The organism is Corynebacterium sp. 11A, assembly GCF_008930935.1.
Classification (GTDB): Bacteria; Actinomycetota; Actinomycetes; order Mycobacteriales; family Mycobacteriaceae; genus Corynebacterium; species Corynebacterium megadyptis.
In genome coordinates this window covers 37,122-60,016 of record NZ_PQMR01000003.1, presented here as the reverse complement: position 1 = coordinate 60,016, position 22,895 = coordinate 37,122, and the positions used below count along the sequence as shown (strand labels likewise).

Annotated in this window: 22 protein-coding genes; 15 read left to right on the top strand and 7 right to left on the bottom strand. The window is 61.3% G+C overall.

Translation table 11 applies throughout. The annotated features are described in order from the left end of the window. Positions 1–191 precede the first annotated feature (191 nt). Positions 192–533 (top strand): DUF485 domain-containing protein, encoded by a 342-nt coding sequence (locus GBB18_RS03870; protein ID WP_225990231.1) that lies wholly within the window; start codon positions 192–194, stop codon positions 531–533. 35 nt (positions 534–568) lie between these two features. After that, positions 569–2,194 (top strand): cation acetate symporter, encoded by a 1,626-nt coding sequence (locus tag GBB18_RS03865; RefSeq protein WP_151549236.1) that lies wholly within the window; start codon positions 569–571, stop codon positions 2,192–2,194. Between the two features lie 83 nt (positions 2,195–2,277). Here the strand turns inward: GBB18_RS03865 and GBB18_RS03860 are convergent, their stop codons facing one another. Continuing rightward, positions 2,278–2,634, bottom strand: coding sequence for a YbaN family protein (locus GBB18_RS03860; RefSeq protein ID WP_225976647.1), 357 nt, complete (start codon positions 2,632–2,634; stop codon positions 2,278–2,280). 53 nt (positions 2,635–2,687) lie between these two features. Further along, positions 2,688–4,118 carry a threonine synthase gene (thrC, locus tag GBB18_RS03855; RefSeq protein ID WP_151640814.1) on the bottom strand — a complete coding sequence of 477 codons (1,431 nt, stop codon included), beginning with the start codon at positions 4,116–4,118 and terminating at the stop codon, positions 2,688–2,690. Positions 4,119–4,252: 134 nt separating this feature from the next. Here thrC and GBB18_RS03850 point away from each other — a divergent pair, with 134 nt between their 5' ends. From GBB18_RS03850 to GBB18_RS03830, 5 genes are all read left to right on the top strand, one after another. Beyond that, positions 4,253–4,792 (top strand): NUDIX domain-containing protein, encoded by a 540-nt coding sequence (locus tag GBB18_RS03850; RefSeq protein ID WP_151549234.1) that lies wholly within the window; start codon positions 4,253–4,255, stop codon positions 4,790–4,792. Positions 4,793–5,457: 665 nt separating this feature from the next. Beyond that, a complete protein-coding gene (locus GBB18_RS03845; protein ID WP_151640813.1) occupies positions 5,458–7,182 on the top strand; it encodes a glycerol-3-phosphate dehydrogenase/oxidase in 1,725 nt (574 codons plus the stop codon). Further along, positions 7,182–7,922, top strand: a complete 741-nt coding sequence (locus tag GBB18_RS03840; RefSeq protein WP_151549232.1) for an MIP/aquaporin family protein — start codon at positions 7,182–7,184, stop codon at positions 7,920–7,922. The genes GBB18_RS03845 and GBB18_RS03840 overlap by 1 nt, the downstream gene beginning before the upstream one ends. Positions 7,923–7,960: 38 nt before the next feature. Continuing rightward, the gene (glpK, locus tag GBB18_RS03835; RefSeq protein WP_151640812.1) at positions 7,961–9,493 is read left to right on the top strand and encodes a glycerol kinase GlpK; all 1,533 of its coding nucleotides are present in this window, start codon (positions 7,961–7,963) and stop codon (positions 9,491–9,493) included. 128 nt (positions 9,494–9,621) lie between these two features. After that, entirely contained in the window at positions 9,622–10,272 is a 651-nt protein-coding gene (locus GBB18_RS03830) for a hypothetical protein (RefSeq protein ID WP_151640811.1), read from the top strand. A 7-nt stretch (positions 10,273–10,279) separates the two neighbouring features. Here GBB18_RS03830 and GBB18_RS03825 read toward each other — a convergent pair whose 3' ends face one another. After that, on the bottom strand, positions 10,280–10,816 hold the full coding sequence (locus tag GBB18_RS03825; protein WP_151549229.1) for a TetR/AcrR family transcriptional regulator: 537 nt from the start codon (positions 10,814–10,816) through the stop codon (positions 10,280–10,282). Positions 10,817–10,906: 90 nt separating this feature from the next. Here GBB18_RS03825 and GBB18_RS03820 point away from each other — a divergent pair, with 90 nt between their 5' ends. Beyond that, a complete protein-coding gene (locus tag GBB18_RS03820; protein ID WP_151640810.1) occupies positions 10,907–12,397 on the top strand; it encodes an MFS transporter in 1,491 nt (496 codons plus the stop codon). Here the strand turns inward: GBB18_RS03820 and GBB18_RS03815 are convergent. Further along, positions 12,394–13,086 (bottom strand): hemolysin III family protein, encoded by a 693-nt coding sequence (locus GBB18_RS03815; RefSeq protein WP_151640893.1) that lies wholly within the window; start codon positions 13,084–13,086, stop codon positions 12,394–12,396. The two genes, GBB18_RS03820 and GBB18_RS03815, sit on opposite strands and share 4 nt — an antisense overlap. Before the next feature lie 346 nt (positions 13,087–13,432). Between GBB18_RS03815 and GBB18_RS03810 the strand changes: the two genes are divergently transcribed. From GBB18_RS03810 to GBB18_RS03785, 6 genes are all read left to right on the top strand, one after another. Beyond that, positions 13,433–14,113: a ZinT/AdcA family metal-binding protein gene (locus tag GBB18_RS03810; protein WP_151549226.1), complete on the top strand. Its 681-nt coding sequence runs from the start codon at positions 13,433–13,435 to the stop codon at positions 14,111–14,113. 40 nt (positions 14,114–14,153) lie between these two features. Beyond that, a complete protein-coding gene (locus GBB18_RS03805) occupies positions 14,154–15,473 on the top strand; it encodes a metal ABC transporter solute-binding protein, Zn/Mn family (RefSeq protein ID WP_151640809.1) in 1,320 nt (439 codons plus the stop codon). Then, positions 15,470–16,147: a metal ABC transporter ATP-binding protein gene (locus GBB18_RS03800; RefSeq protein ID WP_192795917.1), complete on the top strand. Its 678-nt coding sequence runs from the start codon at positions 15,470–15,472 to the stop codon at positions 16,145–16,147. The genes GBB18_RS03805 and GBB18_RS03800 overlap by 4 nt, the downstream gene beginning before the upstream one ends. Further along, positions 16,140–17,000 carry a metal ABC transporter permease gene (locus GBB18_RS03795; RefSeq protein WP_151549223.1) on the top strand — a complete coding sequence of 287 codons (861 nt, stop codon included), beginning with the start codon at positions 16,140–16,142 and terminating at the stop codon, positions 16,998–17,000. The genes GBB18_RS03800 and GBB18_RS03795 overlap by 8 nt, the downstream gene beginning before the upstream one ends. A 240-nt stretch (positions 17,001–17,240) precedes the next feature. Then, the gene (locus GBB18_RS03790) at positions 17,241–17,534 is read left to right on the top strand and encodes a hypothetical protein (protein WP_151640807.1); all 294 of its coding nucleotides are present in this window, start codon (positions 17,241–17,243) and stop codon (positions 17,532–17,534) included. A 20-nt stretch (positions 17,535–17,554) separates the two neighbouring features. Next, positions 17,555–17,824 carry a hypothetical protein gene (locus GBB18_RS03785; protein WP_151640806.1) on the top strand — a complete coding sequence of 90 codons (270 nt, stop codon included), beginning with the start codon at positions 17,555–17,557 and terminating at the stop codon, positions 17,822–17,824. Positions 17,825–17,962: 138 nt separating this feature from the next. Here GBB18_RS03785 and glnA read toward each other — a convergent pair whose 3' ends face one another. Further along, positions 17,963–19,396, bottom strand: coding sequence for a type I glutamate--ammonia ligase (glnA, locus tag GBB18_RS03780; RefSeq protein ID WP_151549220.1), 1,434 nt, complete (start codon positions 19,394–19,396; stop codon positions 17,963–17,965). A 349-nt stretch (positions 19,397–19,745) separates the two neighbouring features. On the opposite strand from glnA, the gene GBB18_RS03775 reads away from it, so the two are divergent. Continuing rightward, positions 19,746–20,219 carry an RDD family protein gene (locus GBB18_RS03775; protein WP_151549219.1) on the top strand — a complete coding sequence of 158 codons (474 nt, stop codon included), beginning with the start codon at positions 19,746–19,748 and terminating at the stop codon, positions 20,217–20,219. Between the two features lie 66 nt (positions 20,220–20,285). Here GBB18_RS03775 and GBB18_RS03770 read toward each other — a convergent pair whose 3' ends face one another. Then, positions 20,286–21,890: an aspartate:alanine exchanger family transporter gene (locus tag GBB18_RS03770; RefSeq protein ID WP_151640805.1), complete on the bottom strand. Its 1,605-nt coding sequence runs from the start codon at positions 21,888–21,890 to the stop codon at positions 20,286–20,288. A gap of 144 nt (positions 21,891–22,034) precedes the next feature. After that, positions 22,035–22,823, bottom strand: coding sequence for a DUF4191 domain-containing protein (locus GBB18_RS03765; RefSeq protein ID WP_151529228.1), 789 nt, complete (start codon positions 22,821–22,823; stop codon positions 22,035–22,037). Positions 22,824–22,895: the final 72 nt, after the last annotated feature.

Sequence of the window (22,895 nt, the reverse complement as noted above, 5' to 3'; positions counted from 1 at the left end):
CTTCACAGTCCTCGCATCTGCCTGTAGTGTCTCACTTCACAACGGCTGCACATTATGAGCTCCACGTCACATGCATGGAGGCATGTGGTGGAACACAGTGTCGGTCGATATGAGCCCAACCTTTGACAATAGGAAGTGAGACACCCATGCCTGTGTCCCCATCCCCCTCCTCGCACGGTAGGGATCCGGTCGTGCCCCGGACTCCCACCGAGCAGGATTTCATCGAGACCGCCCACACAGAAGACTTCACACACCTGCGTAGCACCTTCCGTGGATTTGTCTTCCCCGTCTTCGTCGCCTTCATCACCTGGTATCTGCTCTACATTGTCACCGCCACCTTCTTGGTGGACGTGGTGACCATCAAGGTGTTCGGCTATATCAACCTCGGCATGGTCCTCGGCATCGCCCAGTTCCTCACCGCCGGGATTGTTACCTGGGCCTATCTGCGCTTCGCCGATAACACGCTGGATCCCGCCTCCGCGCTGATCCGCGAGCAGATGAACGAGCGCCTCACTGAGCCCCAGCAGCACTAGCGCCGCCCCCTCCGAGCAGATACCAAGGACTACTTATGACTCACTCCACAACAGTGCTCGCGACTGAAGCGATCAGCACCGGCAACCCGGTGCTCAATATCTCCATCTTCGTGGCGTTCATCGTGGCCACTATGGGCATCGTGATCCGCGTGACCCGCCAGACCTCGCAGAAGGGTTCCGATTTCTACACCGGCGGCGCCTCCTTCTCCGGCAAGCAAAACGGCCTCGCCATTGCCGGCGACTACCTCTCCGCCGCCGCCTTCCTCGGCGTCACCGGCGCCATCGCCCTCTATGGCTATGACGGCTTCCTCTACTCCGTGGGCTTCCTCGTGGCCCTGCTGGTGGCACTCGTGCTCGTGGCAGAACCGTTGCGCAATACTGGCCGCTTCACCATGGCCGATGTGCTCTCCTTCCGGCTGAAGCAAGGGCCGGTGCGTACCGCGGCTGCGATCTCGACGCTGTCTATTTCGCTGTTCTATCTCATCGCCCAAATGGCCGGCGCCGGCGGACTCGTCGCCCTGCTGCTGGGCATCGAGGGCAAGGTCGCGCAGTCAGGCGTGGTCGCCATCGTCGGTGTGCTCATGATCGTCTACGTGCTCGTCGGCGGCATGAAGGGCACCACCTACGTGCAGATGATCAAGGCAGTGCTGCTCGTGGGCGGCTCCATCCTCATCACCCTGCTGACTTTCTTCGCCGTGAAGGGTGGCTTCAATGAGCTGCTCGGATCCGCCGTGGCCAATCACCCCAAGGGCGAGGATATCCTCGGGCCGGGCCTGAAATACGGCGCCTCCACGCTGACCAAACTGGACTTCGTCTCCCTCGGCATGGCGCTCGTCTTCGGCACCGCTGGCCTGCCGCACGTGCTCATGCGTTTCTACACCGTGCCCACCGCCCATGAGGCACGCCGCTCGGTGGCGTGGACCATCGCCATCGTCGCGCTCTTCTTCCTGCTCACCGTATTCATGGGCTATGGCGCCGCGGCGCTGGTGGGCCCCGAGCAGATCCAGGCCGCACCCGGTGGAGTGAACTCTGCTGTGCTGCTGCTCTCGGCGCGGGTCGGCGGCACGATCTTCATGGCTGTGATCTCTGCCATCGCTTTCGCCACCATCCTCGCCGTGGTCGCCGGTCTGGCCATCACCGCCTCGGCCTCGGTGGCACATGACCTCTACAACAACGTGATCCGTAAGGGGCAGGCCACCGAGGAGGAGCAGGTGCGAGTCTCGCGCATCACCGTGGTGGTCATCGGCGTACTCGCCATCGTCATGGGCATTGGTGCCATGGGCCAAAATATCGCCTTCTTGGTTGCCTTGGCCTTCGGTATCGCCGCCGCGGCCAACCTGCCCACGATCATTTACTCGCTCTACTGGAAGCGCTTCAACACCACCGGCGCTCTGTTCTCCATGTACGGCGGCCTGCTCACCTCTGTCATTCTCATCGTGCTCTCCCCAGCATTCTCCGGCTCGGAGACGGCCATGCTGCCGAATGCGGACTTCGCGATCTTCCCGATTACCAATCCCGCGATCGTCGCGATCCCTGCCGGGTTCCTCCTCGGCATTATCGGCACCTACCTCGGTAAGCCCGATAACTTCGAGGGCAAAGCGGCGGAGATGGAAGTGCGTGCCCTCACCGGAATCGGCGCCGCTAAGGCGGTGCAGCACTAGCTGCTTCTCGCTTATCGACGCCACCTCGCGCCACACCGGCCCACCACCTCAGTGCAGACTCGAGGGGTGGGCCGGTGGTGGTTTTAGCGGGCGGTGGTCAGCCGCGAAATATGCCAGGTCATGCCCAGCGCGCCCAAGGGGAACAGGGTGTAGACGAGCACATGATCCACGCGCCAGATGGCCAAGGCCACGGCCAGCCATATCGTGGTGAGGGTGAAAATCTTGTGCTTTTTGCTCATCGCCCCTGATTGATAGTTGGTGATATAGGGGCCGAGTTGCGGGTGGGAGAGCAGCCAGTCGTGCATCCGCGGGGAGCTTTTGGCAAAGCAATACGCTGCGAGGAGCAAAAACGGCGTCGTGGGAAACAGCGGCAATACTATGCCGATGATCCCGCATCCGGTGGCGATCACACCGACCGCCCGCAGCATAAACTTAAGCACCCTTGCATACTAACAAGGGTGCTTTAGGCAAGACTAATATTTGCTGCTTGGCGCTAGGCGAGGCGTTCGTCGATGAAGTCCTTGACGCGCTGGGCATCATTGGGCATATCGAAGACGCGGAATTCCACATCTTCAATCCCAGCAAAGCGCTCCGGTGCTTCTGGGGCAGAGCCAATGGCCTCGGTGATGGTCTCGGCGAATTTCACCGGCAGCGCCGTCTCCAAGCAGATGATGGGGGAGTCGGTGGACTCGCGGTTCTGCTCGGCGGCGGCCACACCATCCGCGGTGTGGGGATCGATGAGCACCCCATAGTCGCGGTGCACGCGGGCGATGGTGCGCAGGCGATCGGCGTGGGTGGACGTGCCGGCGAGGAAGCCATACTCCGCTGCGGCGCGGGCAAAGGCGGGATGCTCGCTGAGCGAGAAACCGCCCTGCTTCACCTGGGTGCCAAAGAGTTCCGCGGTGGCCGCTGCGTCGCGGTCGAGGAGATCGAAGATGAATCGCTCGAAGTTGGAGGCCTTGGAGATGTCCATCGACGGCGAGGAGGTGGCTTGGGTTTCGGCGGAGCTGCGCACCCGGTAATCGCCGGTGCGGAAGAACTCCTCCAACACATTGTTTTCGTTCGTGGCTACGATCAGCTTGTCGATGGGAACGCCCATCGAGCGTGCGATATGGCCGGCGCAAATATCACCGAAATTGCCGGTGGGCACGGAGAAGGACACCTGCTGCTCATTGGAGGAGGTGGCGCGAATCCAGCAGGAAACGTAGTAGACCACCTGCGCCATGAGCCGCGCCCAGTTGATGGAGTTCACCGCACCGATCGACCGGGTGGATTTAAAGTCGGCATCCGCAGAAATGTCTTTGACCACGTCCTGGCAGTCATCGAAGACGCCATCGAGGGCGATATTGAAGATATTGTCATCGTGCAGGCCAAACATTTGGGCCTGCTGGAAGGGCGTCATACGCCCTGCGGGGGTGAGCATGAACACGCGGATATTATCGCGCCCGCGCATGGCGTATTCCGCCGAGGATCCGGTATCGCCGGAGGTGGCGCCCACGATATTGAGCGACTGCTCGCGCCGGGCCAGCTCGTATTCAAAGAGCTCGCCCAGCAGCTGCATGGCCATGTCCTTAAAAGCGGCCGTGGGGCCCATGGACAAGCGTCCGAGCAGCAGGCCATCGCCTAGGGCGCGCACCGGAACGATCTCCGGGTCCGAGAATTTCGGGGTGGTGTAGGCGCGCTCGCAGATACCGCGCAGATCCTCCGCGGGAATGTCATCGACGAATAGCTGTAGCACCTCGAAAGCGAGGGCGGCATAGCCCTGCTCATTCAGCACAGATCGCCACTGAGTGAGCTGCTCGTCGCTGAGCTGCGGGTAGCTTTCGGGCAAAAAGAGCCCGCCGTCGGGGGCGAGGCCGCCGAGGAGAATGTCGGTGAAGGAATACGGGGTAGCCGAGGTATCGCGAGTAGAAATGTAGTGCACCTCACCCAGCTTAGGGGGTTGCTGCAGTGAGCAAAACTTCAACCCCGCTCCTGCGGCGGATGTCTCCCCTGAAGCGGGTGAGGGCGCGGGCGCACCGGCTATCCGTGCAGCGTGTGCGGGTAGAGTCAGGTGATATGCCTACACCTGACTATATTCTCAGTCTTCGTGAAAAAATCGGCCACGAGCCGCTGCTCTTACCAGGGGTGACCGCGATCGTGTTACGCGAGTCCACCACCGGCAATTTCCTCAATGCTCCCGAAGTATTGCTCGTCCGCCGCGCGGATAATGATATGTGGACGCCGGTCACCGGTATCGCCGATGCAGGAGAAGAACCCACCACCACGGCCGTACGCGAGGTCAAAGAAGAGGCCTGCCTCGATACCCGAGTGGCCGCGCTTCTCGGGTGCGGGGCAGTGGGGCCGGTGACCTATCCCAATGGAGACGTCGCCTCCTATATCGATATCGCCTTCCGTCTCGAGCTGGTGGGCGAGGGCGAGCCGGCCGTGGGCGATGACGAATCCAGCGCGGTGGGCTGGTTCAGCATCGCCCAGCTGCCCTCCTCTGTGGCGCCGCGCTTCCGACTGCTCATCGCCGACGCCGTTGCGCAACGACGCCGCCCGCAGGGCTTCCAGCCGCGCATGGGCTATCACAAGCGGGACAAGCCGGCCTTCTAGCGGCGGGGGAGGCCGTGGCCACCGGCCCTGTGGGGGAGGGGTCGGTGATGGCCGTAATAGACATAAAGGGTTCGGTTTTGGGGGAGATAACTGGGGGTGTCTGGGCGCAAAATGAAAGGACACATATGCCCGCTTACCGATTGGTAGCTTTGTTTCCTGTGGTGTGGTGATCATTTTCAAATTCGCGGGGGTATAACTCATTACCATTTCGTAGCTTATGCGAATAGACATGGGATGGATTCTTCAAAACGCCAGCTAGGGGCCGGTTACTATTTCGTAGTTTTGGGAGTCCTTATCCTCAAAAAACAGGCCCCGAAAGGGGGTAGTGACGGCGCCGTAGGTTAGCGGGATAGTGTGCTACAGGTCACATCAAAATGTGTATAGCTCACTGCATATATGTCTGCGACCTGCATTTATGTCCCTTTGTGTGGGACTTGCTTTGCCCTGCTAATAAAAAGCACCCTTTTGGGGTGGGGTGGGCGCTGTTACTCTGGACTTTGACATCAGGACTCAGTGCTCTTGGTGATGAGAGTGTTAGCACTTTCCTAACTCCCGCACTGCGTCCTCACCTCAACCCATTGTTGGCCTCCACCGATGCGCCGAAGCTCACCTGTTGGTGAGTGCAACACGAGGCGTCGACGGGCCGGAAAGGTCGTGAATTTCACATGGCTTCCACATCGAAGCAGGCACTCAACCCCGAGTACTACGAAGAATCTTGGGAGAAGTTCGGTTCAGAGAAATTTGACGTCGTCATCATCGGCGGGGGCTCGGTGGGCGCAGGTGCTGCCCTTGACGCCGCCACCCGTGGTCTCAAGGTCGCGGTGATCGAGACCCGCGACTTTGCCTCCGGCACCTCCTCTCGTTCCTCCAAGATGTTCCACGGCGGTTTGCGTTACCTCGCGATGCTGGACTTCCGCCTCGTGGCAGAATCCCTCCGCGAGCGCGAGCTGAATATGTCCACTCTGGCTCCGCACCAGGTCAAGCCGCTGAAGTTCCTCTTCCCGTTGACCAACCGCGTGTGGGAGCGGGTCATGATGTTCGGCGGCTTCACTCTCTATGACCTCATGGGTGGCGCCAAGACCGTCCCCATGCAGAAGCACTACACCCGCAAGGGCGCCCTCAAGGTAGTCCCAGCGCTGAAGGAAGATGCTGTTGTCGGTGGTATCCGCTACTACGACACGCTTGTCGATGACGCCCGCCACACCATGACGGTGCTGCGCACCGCCGCCGAGTACGGCGCCACCATCCGCACCTCCACCCAGGTGGTCGGTTTTGAGAAGAAGCACGGCCGCGTCGTCGGTGCTACCCTGCGCGACACTGACACTGGCCGTGAGACCAGCGTCCACGGCTCCGTATTCATCAACGCCACCGGCGTGTGGAATGACGACATCCACAAGATGGCCGGCGTGGAGGGTAAGTTCTCCGTGCACGCATCCAAGGGCGTGCACATTGTGGTGCCGAAGGACAAGATCGAATCCGACGCCGCACTCTGCTTCGTCACCGAGAAGTCGGTGCTCTTCGTGATCCCGTGGGGCGAGTACTGGATCGTCGGCACCACCGACACCGAGTACACCGAGGGGCGCCCGGACCCGGCCCCCACCAAGGAAGACATCGACTACATCTTGGGCGAGCTCAACGAGCGGGTGCGCACCCCGATCACCCACGGCGATATCGTGGGCGTCTACTCCGGTCTGCGCCCGCTGGTGGCCGGCTCCTCCGATACCACCACCAAGCTCTCCCGCAACCACGCTGTTGCCCGCGACCTGCCAGGCCTGATTTCCGTGGCCGGCGGTAAGTACACCACCTACCGCGTGATCGGTAAGGATGCCGTGGATCTCGCTATCGGCGACATCCCGAAGCAGGTTCCGGAGTCCATCACCGATCAGACCCCGATCCTGGGCGCCGATGGCTACCATGCGCTCGCCAACCAGGTGGACGCTCTGGCGGCTCGCCACGGGCTGCCCGCCGCGACCATCGAGCACCTGCTCGGCCGCTATGGCTCCCTCTATGAAGAGGTGCTGGCCCCGGCCGCCGAGGATAAGGACCTGCTCACGCCCATCGAGGGTGCAGAGGGCTATATCTGGGCAGAGGTGCTCTACGCCGTCACCCACGAGGGTGCGCTGCACCTGGAGGACGTGCTCAACCGCCGCCTGCGCGTGGCTATGGAGTACGACGACCGCGGCGCCGTCGCGGCCGAGGCTGTTGCCACCTTCATCGCCCCGCACCTTGGCTGGGATGACGCAACTGTGGAAGCAGAGCTGGAGAGCTTCCGCGGCCGCGTCGAGGCCGAGCTCAACGCCGAAAAGGCTCTCACCGATGCCGCTGCCACCGACTACATGATCAAGGCCGGTGATCCCCGAACCAACATCGACGAAAGCGTAGATATCTAATGATCACAGCAACCCAAGCGCTGGGCTGGGAATTCCTCGGCACCGCCCTGCTCCTGCTCCTCGGTAATGGAGTGTGCGCCGTTAATACGCTGCGCACCTCCGGCGCCCGGAACACTGGCTGGCTTCTCATTGCCCTCGGTTGGGGTATGGCCGTGTTTATCGGTGCCTCCGTGGCCAATGTCTCCGGAGGCCACCTGAACCCGGCCGTGACTGTGATGCTTGCGCTCAATGGTGCCACCCCGTGGGAGCTCGTTCCATATTACATCGTCGGTCAGATGCTCGGCGGTCTCTTCGGAGCAGTGCTCTGCTACCTCACCTTCAAGCAGCTTTTCGACGCCAACTCGCTGGACGACAACGGTGAGAACACCGATGCGAACAGTGTGACCGGTGGCATCTTCTTCACCGGCCCCGCCCATCCGAAGAATGGCTGGAACGCATTCACCGAGTTCATGGCAACCTTTGTGCTCCTGGCCTTCATCGCTTGGGGTCCCACCGGTGGCGAGCTCGGCCCGATGACCTACTTCGCCGTGGCCTTCGTGGTGGTCTCCATCGGTATGTCCCTTGGTACCCCCACCGGTTATGCCATCAACCCGGCCCGTGACCTTGGTCCTCGTATCGCCTATGCCTTCCTCCTGCCCATCAAAGGCAAGGCCGATGCGAACTGGGGCTACGCCTGGGTTCCTGTTGTCGCCCCGATGATTGCAGCCGTCGTCGTTGGCCTCATGGCCACCGTCATGTAATCCACCTTCCCCCATCACCCCCACCATTGGAGAACACTATGTCCACCAAATACGTTGCCGCGATTGATCAAGGTACTACCTCGACTCGCTGCATCATTTTCGATCACGACGCCAACCAAGTCTCTGTGGGCCAGTACGAGCACAAGCAGTACTTCCCACAGAAGGGCTGGGTGGAGCACGACCCCAAGGAGATTTGGGACAACACCCGCCGCGCCGTCGGCCGCGCTCTGGCTAACCAGGACATTTCCGCCCAGGATGTGCTGGCTGTCGGTATCACCAACCAGCGCGAGACCACCATTGTCTGGGACAAGAACACCGGTGAGCCCATCTACAACGCCATCGTGTGGCAGGACACCCGCACCACTGAGATCTGCCGCAAGCTGATCGGTGAGGGCACTGCCGATAAGTGGCAGAAGCGCACGGGTCTGCTCATCAACTCCTATCCGGCCGGCCCGAAGGTGAAGTGGATTCTCGACAACGTCGAGGGCGCCCGCGAGCGTGCCGAGAAGGGCGAGCTGCTCTTCGGCACCATCGACACTTGGCTGCTGTGGAACATGACCGGTGGCGCCGAGGGTGACGATGGGGCAGAGGCGCTGCACGCCACCGATGTCACAAACGCCTCCCGTACCTTGCTCATGGACCTGGAAACCCTGGAGTGGGACGAGGAGCTGTGCTCGGCCATGGGTATTCCGATGTCCATGCTTCCCGAGATCCGCCCCTCCGTGGGTGACTTCCGCTCCATCCGTGCCCGCGGCTCGCTCTCCGGGGTGCCGATCAAGGCCATCTTGGGCGACCAGCAGGCTGCCATGTTCGGCCAGGGCTGCTTCCGCGCCGGCGACGCCAAGAACACCTATGGCACCGGCCTGTTCTTGTTGCTCAACACCGGCACCAAGCCGCAGCTGAGCGAAAACGGCCTGCTCACCACCGTCTGCTACCAGCTCGAGGGCGAAAAGCCCGTCTACGCCCTGGAGGGCTCGGTATCCATGGGTGGCTCCCTAGTGCAGTGGCTGCGAGACAACCTGCAGCTGATCCCCAACTCGCCCTCAGTGGAGAATCTCGCTCGCGAGGCCAAGGACAATGGCGGCGTGTACATCGTGCCCGCCTTCTCGGGGCTATTCGCCCCGCGCTGGCGCTCCGATGCCCGCGGCGTGATCGTCGGCCTGACCCGCTTCACCAACCGCAAGCACATCGCCCGCGCCGTGCTGGAGGCCACTGCCTACCAGACCCGCGAGGTGGCCGACGCCATGGTGGCCGACTCCGGAGTGGAGATCACCAACCTGCGCGTCGACGGCGGCATGACCATGAACGAGCTGCTCATGCAGTTCCAGTCCGATATTCTGGGCACCAAGGTGGTGCGCCCGAAGAACGTGGAAACCACCGCGACCGGCGCGGCCTACGCTGCCGGCCTGGGGGTCGGCTTCTGGGAAGACCTGGCTGCATTGAAGGACCAGTCCTCTGAGGCGAAGACATGGAGCCCCTCCATGCCGCAAGAAGAGGTTGATCGTCTCTACAGCGATTGGAACCGTGCTGTGGAACGCTCCTATAACTGGGAGGTCCCCGAGGAGGATTAACCTCCGTACGGGACAGTGTGTGAGGGAATAGATACAAGCTCCGTTCACGGTGTGCATTCGCACTCATAGCCACCGTGGGCGGGGCTTGGCCCTGTCCGTGTCCGCTCGGCACGCTACGATACTCAACTATGCGTTGCCTCAGAATCTCCCTCGCCGCCCTAGCCACCACCGCACTCATCATGCCGCTCGCCGCCTGCGGCTCGGATGCCGATAATTCTGCCGCGGAGTCCCCTGCTGCCGCAGCCTCTAGCTCCACCAGCGAGGAGGCTCCCGCCGCGGCGGATGTGCCCGCAGATACCGCCGGCACATGCGCCCCGATCGAGGGGCCGAGCGCCGAGGTTACCGTCGGCGATACCGGCTATACCGTGGCGATGCCCCTGCCCGAGGGCTGGGAGCGCCACCCAGAGGCCGAAGCCGATTCCATTCTGCTGTCCATGAGCTCCGGCTCGGTCACCGCCAGCATTGTGGGCGGCACCGTCGAGGTCGGCTCAGAGGAGGCCTTCCAGCAATACACCGACACCCTGAACATGCTCTCCCAGGATGGTGACCTCCAGGTCACCGACGCCCCCGAAGTCTGCGGCTATCCTGCGAAGAACATGACCTACAACACCACCATGCTGGATGTGCAGGTCGTGCAGGAGGCGAAGATGATCGTGGTGCCGCTCGGGGAGCGTTCGATTAGCCTCGTGGCCACCGTGATCGATGAATCAGGCGAGCCGGTGCAGCCAGAACTACGGGACCAGTTGCTGGAGAATATCTACATCAACGCCCCCGCCTAAACGGGGATTAATCCGGCGAGGTGGCGTCGATAAGCGTGGCGGCAGCCGCGAGAACCTCAGGGGTCACGTCGCGCTTCGCCGTGCAGCAGAATCCGGAATTGATTTCGTTGTAGTACAGGCCATCGCCCAGCAGCAGCACGGCGATGGCCACATTCTCGTTGGGGCAGTAGCGCCGCAGCTCGGCGAGAAAGCGTTCCTGTACCAGCGACAGCGCGTTCTCCACGGTGTCGCTGTGGCTCGCGCCGATCTTTGTGACGGCCATGAGCGTGCGGCCGAAGTGATCATTGGTGACGGCGGAGGTGCGCAGGTAGTAGTTCACCGCGCCCTCCTCGGCGGTGCGCATCGTCTCAATATCGTCGCTGGTGCGGCGCTTCAGCCTGTCGATGAGACCGTCTGCGAGCGCCTGTTTGCTGGGGAAGTGGTAGAGCAGCCCGCCCTTGGAACAGCCGGCGGCCTGCGCGATGGCCTTGATTGTGGCGGCCTGATCATCACGTTCAATGAGCAGCGTTTCATAGGCGTCGAGGACAGCTTCGCGTGCGGACATGCCGTCATACTAGCGCAGTAAGGTGCTCTTTACCAGCAAAACTGTACCGGCTGGACGGTTTAGTCTGGGTCTGTTAGATTGTGTAGCGCTATGACTCCAGAACAGAGAGATAGATGGAAGGCGCTGGCGGTACTCATGCTGCCGGTGCTGCTCGTCTCCATCGATAACACGGTCCTCAGCTTCGCCCTGCCAAATATCTCCGAGCAGCTGACGCCCACGGGCACCCAGCTGCTGTGGTTGGTGGATATCTACCCGCTGGTATTGGCTGGATTGCTGATCCCCATGGGCAGTATCGGCGATCGCGTAGGCCGGCGCCTCATGCTGCTGATCGGTTGCTCTGGCTTCGCGGTGATCTCCGTGGTGGCCGCCCTCGCTCCGAGCGCCGCCCTGTTGGTGGCATCTCGTGCGGGCATGGGCCTGTTCGGTGCGATGATCATGCCGGCCACGCTCTCCTTGATTCGTAATATCTTTAGTGATCCCACGGAGCGTCGCCTCGCCATTGCGATTTGGGCCGCGGGATTCTCCGGCGGCGCCGCCATTGGCCCCGTTGTGGGTGGCGTGTTGCTCGAGCACTTCTACTGGGGCTCCGTCTTCTTGATGGCTATCCCAGTGCTCGTGCCGTTGATCGTGCTGGGGCCACTGTGGATCCCCGAATCTCGTAACCCGAATCCTGGGGCGCTGGATGTTGTCTCCATTGTGCTCGCGTTTTTCACCATGGGGCCGATCGTGCTGGCGATCAAAAACATCGGCGCCTCCGGCTTCAGCTGGCAACCGATTCTCTTCGCCACCACCGGCGTGCTCTGCGGTGTGCTCTTTGTGCGCCGGCAGCTGGGCAGTGCGAATCCGATGCTCGACATGCGTCTGTTCCGGTTGGGTCAATTTTCCGGCGCCGTGCTGGCTAACCTCTTTGCCATTCTGTCGCTGGTGGGGCTGCTGTATTTCATCTCCCAGCACTTCCAGCTGGTCAGTGGACATAGCCCCATGGTGGCCGGGCTCTTGCTCGTGCCGGGAATGATCGCCACGATCATCGCCGGACTGCTGGTAGTGAGGGCCGCTATGCGTATCGACGCGCACTTGCTGGTGACCTTCGGACTGCTGATGAATGCGGCCGGCTATCTCATGGTGCTGTTCTCGGGTCGCTCCCACTCCGACTTGGGCCTCGTGCTCGCCTTCATGGTGATCGGCATCGGCGTAGGCGTGGCGGAGACTATTTCCAATGACCTCATTCTCTCCGCTGTGCCGCCGGAGAAGTCCGGGGCGGCATCCGCGATCTCGGAAACCGCCTATGAGGTGGGGGCCGTGCTTGGCACCGCGGTGCTCGGCTCGGTGGTAAATGCCGTCTATCGCAGCAATGTGGATGTGCCCGACGCCATCTCCGGCTCCGCGGCCGCTACCGCCCGCGATACTCTCGGCGGCGCTATTGCCACCGCAGAGTCCATCGGCGGTGAGGCGGGGGAGGCGCTCGCTGCCTCGGCGCGGGCCGCCTTCGATTCCGGCGTGGTGGTGACCTCCTCGATCGCCGTGGTGCTCATGGGCGCCACCGCGACGATGGCATTTTTCGTCCTGCGCCCACAGCGTTAAGCGCACAGTGCGGCAGCGTGGTTCATGACCACCAGCCACACCGCCGCATAGTGCAGCGCGGCGGCCACCACCGTGGCGGCATGAAAATACTCGTGGTAGCCGATATAGCGGGCATTACGTCCTGGGCGTTTGAGGCCATAGATGACAGCCCCCGCGGAATAGATCACGCCACCGGCGGCAAGAAGCCACACCACAGTAGGCCCAATGGAGGCAAGAAGTTGCGGGAGAATAGGCACCACTAGCCAGCCTAAGACGAGATAGACCGCTACATCCAGCCAGCGGGGATGGTTGATCCACAGCATGTTCAGCGCTACCGCGGCGGTGGCGCCGGTCCATGCCGCGAGCAGCATCCACTCAGCGAGGGGGGAGTTGACGCTCAAAAGCAGCATGGGGGTGTAGGTAGCGGCGATAAAGACAGCGATGGTGGAATGATCGGCACGACGCCACCACACCACGGTGCTCGGTCGACGCCAGTGGCCAAGATGATAGGCCGCAGACACGCTAAACAGGGCGACCATGCCCATCCCGTAGATGGTCACACCGCTCGCCTGTGCCGGGGTGAGCAGGGTCCAGCTGTAGGTAGCTAAGACACTTGCGGCAATGATCCCGAACACAGTGGCCACGGCGTGTACCCAGCCGCGCCCCCGCGGTCGTTCGCCGCGATAAGCACGAGTGCTGTGGACCGTTATTGTGGAGGATTCCACGGAGGACGCCTTTCTCTCGAGAGTGCTCGGAAGGTTGAAATAGATAGTGTGTGCCTAGCCAACCTTCATGCCACTGCGGTGGGTGGACGTTCACAGCTTAAGCTCGGGTGAATCCACCGGCAAGGGGAGCTAGCTCACGTATAAAGTTCGAGCATAGCTGGGGTATTGCCCCACTAGGGGGTAATCTATTGACACTCTTCTCCAGATAGTTTTAGCCTAAGCTCAGCTTGGTTCAATCAATTGAATCTTGTCCGGAGCCGCGTCCAGAAGATGGATTTTTGGACGGCGGCGCAATGTAAACCGTAACTGTGTACAAAAGGAAAGGGCTCTCATGAAGCTTTCCCGCTCCATCCTCGCAATCGCCGCCGCCGGCTCTCTGGCGCTTGCTGGCTGCTCCAGCGAGGAGGCCAAGGACACTGTGTCGTCCGCAACCGAATCTGCTACCTCCGCCGTCTCCGAGGCTAGCGAGACCGCCTCCGAGGCCGCCTCGGATGCCACCGAGGCCACCAAGGCCACCCTCGCCGACTGGGATGGCACCTACCGCAGCCTCGGCAGCTACATTGAGGACCCTGAGATGGAGGAAGGCTTCGCCAAGGCTGCTGAAGAGCACGGCGAGAGCGTCGACGAGCTCAAGAAGGAGCTGCAGGAGTCCTACGGTCTGCCCTACGAGGGCCTGGTTGTCGATGGCGACTCCATGACCTTCGTCAAGACCGCGGACGAGCTGGAGAACCCCTCCGAGGAACCCGTCGAGTACGAGTTCCTCGAGTCCGTGGATAAGAGCTTCAACGGCAAAGACTTCACTTGGTACGTTTTCGAGGCCAAGGGTGACGCCGAGAACAAGTATGTCCTGCTCATGCCGAAGCACGGTGAGGAGACCCTCGAGCACTTCCACGCTCGTTTCGGCGATGACAAGGATGCCCTTCTCGATTCCGAGAACTTCCCGACTTTCGTGAACCCAGATAGCGCTACCCAGGCACAGATCCAAGAAGAGCTTCTGGAGCACGCTCACTAAAATTGATGGAGGTTGTGCCGTTTAGGCACGCATTGAAGTGATGAAAAGAATCCTTCTGCTCCTCAGTTTGCTTGTCGCTCTCGCTGGTTGCGCAGCTTCGCCTAGTGCAACGAACGGCGGGGGCGACGAGTCGTCTTCAGGCCTTTCAGGCGATACTCCGCTGATCTACGCGTCGTTTTATCCCATCTACAGCCTCGTTTCCGAGATCGCCGGCGATCACGCCGAGGTACGTAGCTTCTTGCCCGAAGGCCAAGACCCGCATCTCTGGGAGCCCACACCGAAAAACATCAAGGCCCTCTCTGAGGCCGACATGCTCGTAGTCAACGGCGCCAATATGGAGCCGTGGTTACCGCAAATTCGCGGCATTCTGCCCAACCTGCCGGTATTGCAGCTTTCTGACTACGTGGACCTCATTAACTACAAGGGCGCAGCCGCTCTCGGCGAGTTCCAATACATGGGGCGCGGCACCATTGATAGGTCGAAGAACTACACCATGGTCTTTGGTCATACCCACGAACGCTCGCTGCGCGGTGCCTTCTTCCCCTTCGAGGAAGGCCTGAGCGAGCAGGACTACATCGACAAAGGCCGCGAGGTGATGGACGATAAGGGGGCACAGCTCGAGCAGCGTGCCGCCACCGAGGTCGTCCCCGGCCAGGTGTATGACATTCAGATGGGTCACCAATCTGGCGAAGTGACCTTCAAATTCCCCGAGTCGGGGGAGTGGGTGTTCGTCTCTGATCGCGTCTCCGAGTCTCTGCTGGAATACAGCTTCGTGGACGGTGACGGCCATGAGCTACAGCTGAGCAATGTGGTCGACGGAGGTTCCTCCGAAACGGATACCGTGAGCTTCGACCCGCACTCGTGGCTATCGGTGGTCAACGCTAAGCGCTACGCGAATGCCATCAACGTGGAACTGGGCAAGCTGATCCCCGCTCATGAAAAAGAGATCGAGAAGAACAAGTCCAACCTGGTGCGTGAACTCACCACCATGGAGGCACAGTTCAAGGAGAAGCTGCTCGACGCCCCGCGCCGCGATTTCGTGACCGCCCACAATGCTTTCGCGTACCTCGCACGTGACTATCAGCTCACTCAGCATCCGCTGCAGGGGCTGACGACGAACTCGGCTCCGAGCCTGCGCGTGCTTACCGATTCCATTCGCTTCGCCCGTGCGCAAGACATCGACGTTGTGTATTACGAAGACGGCACCGATCCCAAGACCGCGAATGTGGTGGCCGAAGAAGTCGATGGTCGGGCGCTGCCGCTGAACTCCATGGAGTACGGCGGAGGCGACAAAGGCTACACGGGATATATGCGCATGAATCTAGAAAACCTCTACGAATCATTGGGGGAAAAGCAGTGAGCACCGCAGTTATCGAAACTAAGGACCTGCACTTTTCTTTCGGCCGTTTTCCCGTACTCAAAGGGGTGAACTTCACCCTCAATAACGGCGAGGCTGTGTGTCTCACCGGTGAGAACGGCTGCGGCAAGTCCACCGCCCTGAAGATCTTCATCGGCGCCTATAAGCCCACCGAGGGCACCTCGATGTTGTTCGGATCGCCCTCGGCGAAGGGGGATCAGCTCTACCGCGTCGGGTATGTGCCGCAGGCCACCACCACCGAGAAGATCTCCTTTCCCATCACCTCCCGCGAGTTGGTGGCCCAAGGCCTGACTCGGGAGATGGGAATGTTCACCTTCGCTCGGAAGACGCAACGGGACAAGGCAGAGGAAACGCTCCGCTCCATGGGGCTGGAGAAGATCATCGACGTACCTTTCTCAGAGCTGTCCGGTGGTTTGCAGCAGCGGGTGCTCATCTCCCGTGCGCTCATTACCCAACCCGATCTACTCATCCTGGATGAGCCGATCTCTGGTGTCGACGCCGGCTCTCGTGTCGAGTTTCTCACTCTCATTGAGCAGCTGCGTAAGGAGCATGGCCTCACCGTGCTCATGGTTACGCACGATCTCGACGAAATCCGCCGACATGTCACCATTGATCGCATCCAACGCATCGAGGAAGGACAGTTGATCGATGCTTGAGCTTTTCTTCGAATTCGAGTTCGTCCGCCGCACCCTGCTGGTGGGCCTGCTGCTCTCGATATCCATTCCCTTGATCGGCATCGTGATGGTGGCACGCCGCACCGCGATGATGGGCGATGCGCTCTCCCACACCTCGCTTGCCGGCGTGGCCCTCGGCCTGATCGCGGGCTTCAGCCCCGTCGTTGGCGCCATTGTGGTAGCCGTTATCGGTGCCTTCGGCATCGAGCTTATGCGTAAGAAGTTCCCGCAGTACGGCGACATGGCTACGGCTGTGACCCTCAGTGCCGGCCTTGGTGTGGCCGTGATCCTCGCCGACCTGGCGCCGAGTGGTCGTAGCTTCGAGTCCTATCTCTTCGGCTCGATTACCGCCGTCACCCAATTCGATGTGTGGGCCACCTCCATCGTGTTTGTGCTCGTCGTCGCCGCCAGCGTGGTGTTCTACGGCAGCCTGCAAGATATGGTGGTCGATCCTTTGCTGGCTCGTATCTCCGGCACCAAGGTGCAGTTGGTGAACACCGTGTTCACCGCGCTCGCCGCAGTCACTGTGGCATTGGCCGCCAAGGTGATCGGTGCGCTGCTCGTGGTCTCTCTCATGGTGCTGCCAGTGGCCACCGCGCTCATTGTGGCCCGCAGCTACAAGCAGGCCTATTTGCTCTCGATCGTGCTGGGCATCATTTACACCATGCTCGGCATGACTCTCAGCTACACCTTCGATCTGCGCCCCGGTGGTGCGATCGTCGTCACCGCTGTGGTGGGCCTCTTGATCTTCGTTGGCTACCGCGCCATCGTGAAGCCGGATCGTAAGCAGTCGGCGCTCAGCGATACCTCCGCAGTGCTCAGCCGCGCCGCCTAAACCGCCGCCGCTGAGTACAGACACCATCACGGGCCTTGGTCGGCCTGCAGGGACGAGCACCTCATTCCCGCCGCAGGTACGACGAGGGCCCGTATTTGTGTATCGTCCGGCGCCCGACGTGCACGGTCGCTCGCGGGCAATCGCAAACGGATCGTTATCCATATATAGATCAGCGGCGATATATCTCCGGTAGCCTTGGGTGCTGTTTACCCTTGTCGCAGTATCGAAGGGTGTCTATTTATGAAGAAACTACCGAAGACACTCATCGCTCTGGGTGCCGCCAGCGCAGTGGACCAAGCCGGCTGCTCCAGCGACGAGGTCTCCGATAGCGTATCCGATGCCACCAGCGCCGCCTTCGAGGTGGCCACCGAGGCCACCGATGCGGTCTCCGATAAGGCAGATGAGGCTGCGGCCGCCCTGCAGGATTGGGATGGCTCCTACCGCAGTCTCGGCAGCTATATCAACGATCCCGAAATGGCCGCCGACTTCGCCAAGGCCGCTCTCGAGCATTCCGAGAACTGGGCGCTGATCTGAAGAACACGATCCTCGAGACCGTGGATCCTACAGTCGGCGATGATGATGACTTCACGTGGTACGTATTCAGGGCCACGGATGACACCGCCCCGTACCCCTTCCTGCTGCTTGGCGAGAAGGAAAAGGAGGATGACACCACCTTCTTCCACGCCCGTTTCGGCGAGGACAAGGTCGGCAGCTGCCGACCTTCCTCGATCCCGCCACCGCCGATCAGTCCAGCATCGAGGAACTGCTCTTCGATCACGATCACGCCGAGCATGACCACGACGACTAAGCCGGAAGCGCCGTAGTCGACCGCCTTCTTTCGCTCTATGCGGGAAGGCGGTCGTCGTCTGTCCGGGCCGTGATGGTGGCGGGAGGAGGCGTCGATAAGCATAAAAAACACCGCCCGCAACGAATGATGCGGACGGTGGAGCTACGCGCAGCGTTTAGCAGTCGTAGTAGAGCTCGTACTCCAGCGGGGTCGGGCCCATGCGAGACGGGGTGATCTCGGTGTCCCACTTGTACTTGACGTAGGTGTCGATGAGATCCTCGGTGAACACGTCGCCTTCGGTGAGGAAGTCGGCGTCCTTCTCAAGTGCGGCCAAGGACTCCTCCAGGGAGGTAGGCGCGGTCGGGATGGACGCGGCCTCTTCCGGCGGCAGCTCGTAGAGGTCCTTATCCACGGGCGCATGCGGCTCGATGCGGTTCTTCACACCGTCCAAGCCGGCGAGCATCATCGCGGAGAACGCGAAGTAGGGGTTCGCCGAAGGATCTGGGGCGCGGAACTCGATGCGCTTGGCCTTCGGGTTCGAGCCGGTGATCGGGATGCGCACAGCGGCGGAGCGGTTGCGCTGCGAGTACACGAGGTTGATCGGGGCCTCGAAGCCCTTCACCAGGCGGTGGTAGGAGTTCAGCGTCGGGTTCGAGAACGCCAGCACAGCGCCGGCGTGTTCCAGGATGCCGCCGATGAAGTAGCGGGCGGTATCGGAGAGGCCAGCGTAGCCGGACTCGTCGTGGAAGAGCGGCTCGCCGTCCTTCCACAGCGACAGGTGAGCGTGCATGCCGCTACCGGCGGAGTGTGCCAGCGGCTTCGGCATGAAGGTGGCGGTCTTGCCCCACTTGATGGCGGTGTTCTTCACCACGTACTTGAAGCTCTGCAGCAGATCGGCGCTCTGGAGCAGGGTGTCGAAGCGGTAGTTGATCTCCTGCTGACCATTGCCCACCTCGTGGTGGAAGCGCTCCACATCGAAGCCGATGCGCAGCAGGTTCTTGGCCATGGCGTCACGCAGATCCATGGTCTGGTCATAGGGGGCAGTGGGGAAGTAGCCGCCCTGGTGTCGGTTCTTATAACCCAGGTTGGGGCTGCCGTCGATCTGCGTTGCAGCGTCGCGGTTCCACCAGCCCTCGCCGGAGTCCACCTCGTAGAAGCTGCGATGCACATCGGAGGCGTAGCGCACCTTGTCGAAGAGATAGAACTCGGCCTCGGCGCCGACGAAGCAGGTGTCGGCGATGCCGGTCGAAGCTAGATACTCCTCCGCCTTACGGGCCACATTGCGCGGGTCGCGGGTGAAGGGCTCGCGGGTGAAGGGGTCGTGCACGAAGAATCGAAGGTTGAGGGTCTTCGCAGCGCGGAAGGGATCGATATAGGCGTTCGACAGATCCGGCAGAAGATTCATGTCCGACTGGTCGATCGTGGTGAATCCGCGAATCGACGAGCCATCGAACGCCAGTCCCTCCTCCATTGCGTCCTCGTCGAGCATGGACGCTGGGATAGTGAGGTGATGCTCCGTGCCGGGAACATCGGTAAAGCGCACGTCTACAAACTCAATGTTTTCGTCCTGAATAAATTTGACTACGTCGCTCGGGGTTTCAAACTCCACGGGTGTTAGCTCCTTGGGGCTATTTTATTGGGGTGAGATCTCCTCCCCAGTCTAGGTGCTACATCGCTGCCGTGGGGCCGCTATGGCGTGTGAGTTATGCGCGCTTATCGACGCAGCCCTCCAGTTAATGAACACCGTCAGGTATGAGGAGAACGGCGCGGGCTATATTGCGATATAGCGCCTGCCGCTGAAACCCCATAGTACCCGAATATCTATAGCTCGAACGAAAAGGGGGGTGTTTCGCCCAGCGGCCACGGGCACTGGTGGCGCCACGCGGCCGTGAGCGTGATGAGGAAAAGGGCAGCGCGAATAGTTTCATTTCTATCGTGTCCCCGATTACATTGGGATCATGGCAGAAAAGAGGCGTAGCTGGCTTGACGGTCCCGCAATTCCTAGTTCGGCCGAGAACGCCGATCGACCCGCCAAGTGGGCTGGTGAAAAGCTCGGATTCCCAGAGTCGGGGCCCGGCGCTTTGGCATCGGTGATGCGGCGGTCCGTCGGTGTTCTCGTGGACTGGACCCTGTGTTGGGGTACCGCCATCATCATCGATCAGTTCTCTGATTTCTTCACCGGTACCGCCACCCTGACATATCTGTGCTACTTCATCCTGGGCACGATCAGCGTGGCGTTGCTCGCCCGTACTCCTGGGCAGGCCTTGCTGGGAGTTGGTGTGGCCCGCATTGATGAGGAGACCACGGTGGGGCTGTGGAGGGCCGCCGCCCGTACTGCTCTCACCCTGCTGATCTTCCCCGCCGCGATGGTGGATGAGGACGGCCGCGGAATCCACGACCGAGTCACCAAAACCGCCGTAATCTTCGGCTAAAAGAACGCATGCAGGCCCCTGGTTAATTACCAGGGGCCTGTACTACGAGGTGCGTCGAGGCGCGTGCTAGAGCAGCATGAACACCAAGACTTGGGCCAGGATGATCTTCGCCACCATGGAAACGGGGTAGACCGTGGTGTAGCCAATCGCAGGCAGTTCATTCTTGGTCTGGTCAGAGACATAGCTGAGCACGGCAGGATGGGTTTGCACGCCGGCGAGAATGCCGGCAACCTGGCCGAACGGAATCTTCATCCAGAAATAGCCGGCGAGAATGGTGATCGTCGAGACCAATACGGTGATGATGAAGCCCACGCCAATGATGGTCAATGAGGCAGGATCGCTGAGCGCAGTTTTAAAGCCCGCCCCAGCCGTGGTACCAATTCCCGCGAGAAAGAGGGTGATGCCGGTGGTGCGAAGGACGTTATTCGCGCTATAGGAAATCTGCCAGACCACCGGCCCGGTGCGGCCAATCGCGCCCAAGACCAGCGCGACGAGGAGCGGGCCTCCCGCGCTGCCGAGTTTGAGCTCAGAACCGCCAGGCAGCGGGAAGGGGATGAGGCCTACGAGTAGCCCCAAGGCCAAGCCGGCCAGCAGCGGCAGCATGTCGGCATTGGACACCCGCGCATAGGAGTCACCGAAAATACGGTTCGCCCGGCGCAGTGTTTGTGGGTCGGCCACCACGCGGACTCGGTCGCCGAGCTGCAGCATCATATCGGGAGTGGCCACCATGTCGGCGTCGCCGCGGCGAACACGGGTGACCAGCATGCCCTGGAGCTTCGGCTCAAGCTTCGACAGCGGTACTCCCACGACGTCCTTCGAGGAGACGAAGATGCGGCGAAAGTCCAGCTCTTCGTCGTGAGAGGGCCCGCCTTCGAGAGGTTTTCCGAGGCGCTCGACGGCCCGCTCGACCTCGGACGGTTCGCCGACGATGGTGAGGATATCGCCGGGGCGCACCCGATCGCCATACTCCGCCAGCCCTTCCCGGTGTCCGTGTTGGACACGGGAAATAATCACGCGCAGTTGCCACAGCAGTGGAATATTGTCCACGGCCGGAACATCATTGGCGATCACCAAGACGCGCTGTGACACCAGCTCGTGGGGCGCCACGCCGGCATCGATGGCTTCCTGCTCATGATCGATCTTGAGCACTTTCGCCAAGATGGCGATCACCATGATCACGCCGAGCACACCCAGCGGATAGGCGAGGGAATAGGCCACCACGGGCAGATCGAGGTGCTCCGGTTTCGAGATCTCGGCCAGTGAATCCACCACCGCGGCCAGTGCCGGAGTATTGGTGACCGCGCCGGTAAACATGCCGGCACCGGTAGACTCCCCCAAGCCGGTGAGCGTGATCAATCCCCAGGATATGGCCGTGACTAAAGACAGCACCGCGAGGATGAAAGCATTGTGCTTGAGCCCACGGGTGCGTAAAGAGGCGAAGAATGTCGGCCCTGCCTCGAGCCCGATGGTGTAGACGAATAACGCCAACCCCAGCAGGTACACCACCTCGGGAAGCTTCACGCCCGGTTCAACGGTGGCAAAGCCTAATCCAACAAAGAGTACAGCGGCTACCCCGAGGCGAAATCCCCCGATGTTAATCCTGCCGATAATCAGCCCCACCGCCATGATGACAGTGAGCGCGAGCAGGTGGTTCTCAGCAAAGATACTCACCCATCCATCATTGCACGTTCGCAGTCTAAAACATAGGACGCCCACCCGTGCCAAACAGGCGTGGGGGAGGGCAGAGAAAAACCTCCGCGCCCAGTGGGCAGCGGAGGTAAGAGGCAGTGCTCGTGGCTGATTTTGAGGCGCGGTCTACTTGGAACGACGCTGGGCGGCGCGGCGGGCCCGGCGGTTCATACCCGCCATGGATGCGCCCTTGGGCACAGGTCCCTTCGGCATGCCAGCGGCCTGGAGCGGGTCGCGGTCCATGGCTTCGAAACGAGCAGAAAGGGCGCCCAGCTCCTTCTTCTTATAGTTGCGGGGCAGCTTCATCATTTCCTTTTGCAGGTTGCGCACTCGCACCTGGTCCTCGCCCTCGCCGGCGAAAATCTCATAGATCGGGGTCTGCCCAGCGATACGCACGAGGCGGCGCTTGTAATTCGCCATGAGCGGGCGGACCCGCTTGATGTCGCCCTCGCCAACGAGCACCACACCGGCGGGGCCGATGACGCGGTGTACGGCATCCATGTGGTGGTTGGTGGCCACCGCGGTGCGGGTGTGCCACTCCACGCCGGGACCACTACGCAGATTCTCGAGCGCCCAGCCGGCGGCGCCGGCTTGGCCCTCGGCGCGATCGTACACGGTGTTTTCCACGCGTTTGGTGAAGATGTACATCGCCAAAGCGAAGCCCAGCACCAGGCCCAGCGGTAGCAGGAACCACTGGCCACCAAAGAGCGAACCGATGAGGAAGAAGACGAGGCCGAGACCGATGATGGCCAGAAGCATGAGCGGAACGAGCTTCTTGTCGTTCTTCGCCTGCATCTTGAAGGCCTGCCAGACCTGCGCCCGGCTTTGCTTGCGCTGCTGTTTCTTCAGCGCCTTTTCTTCCTTCGCGGCCTGCTTTGCCGCTAGTTTCCGTTGTTTCTTATTCGTATCAGCCATGTGTTTTAGGATAGGCGATCAGCGTGCTCACGCCCGCATTGCCTCCTCCTGTGTCACCCTTTCCTCACGTGT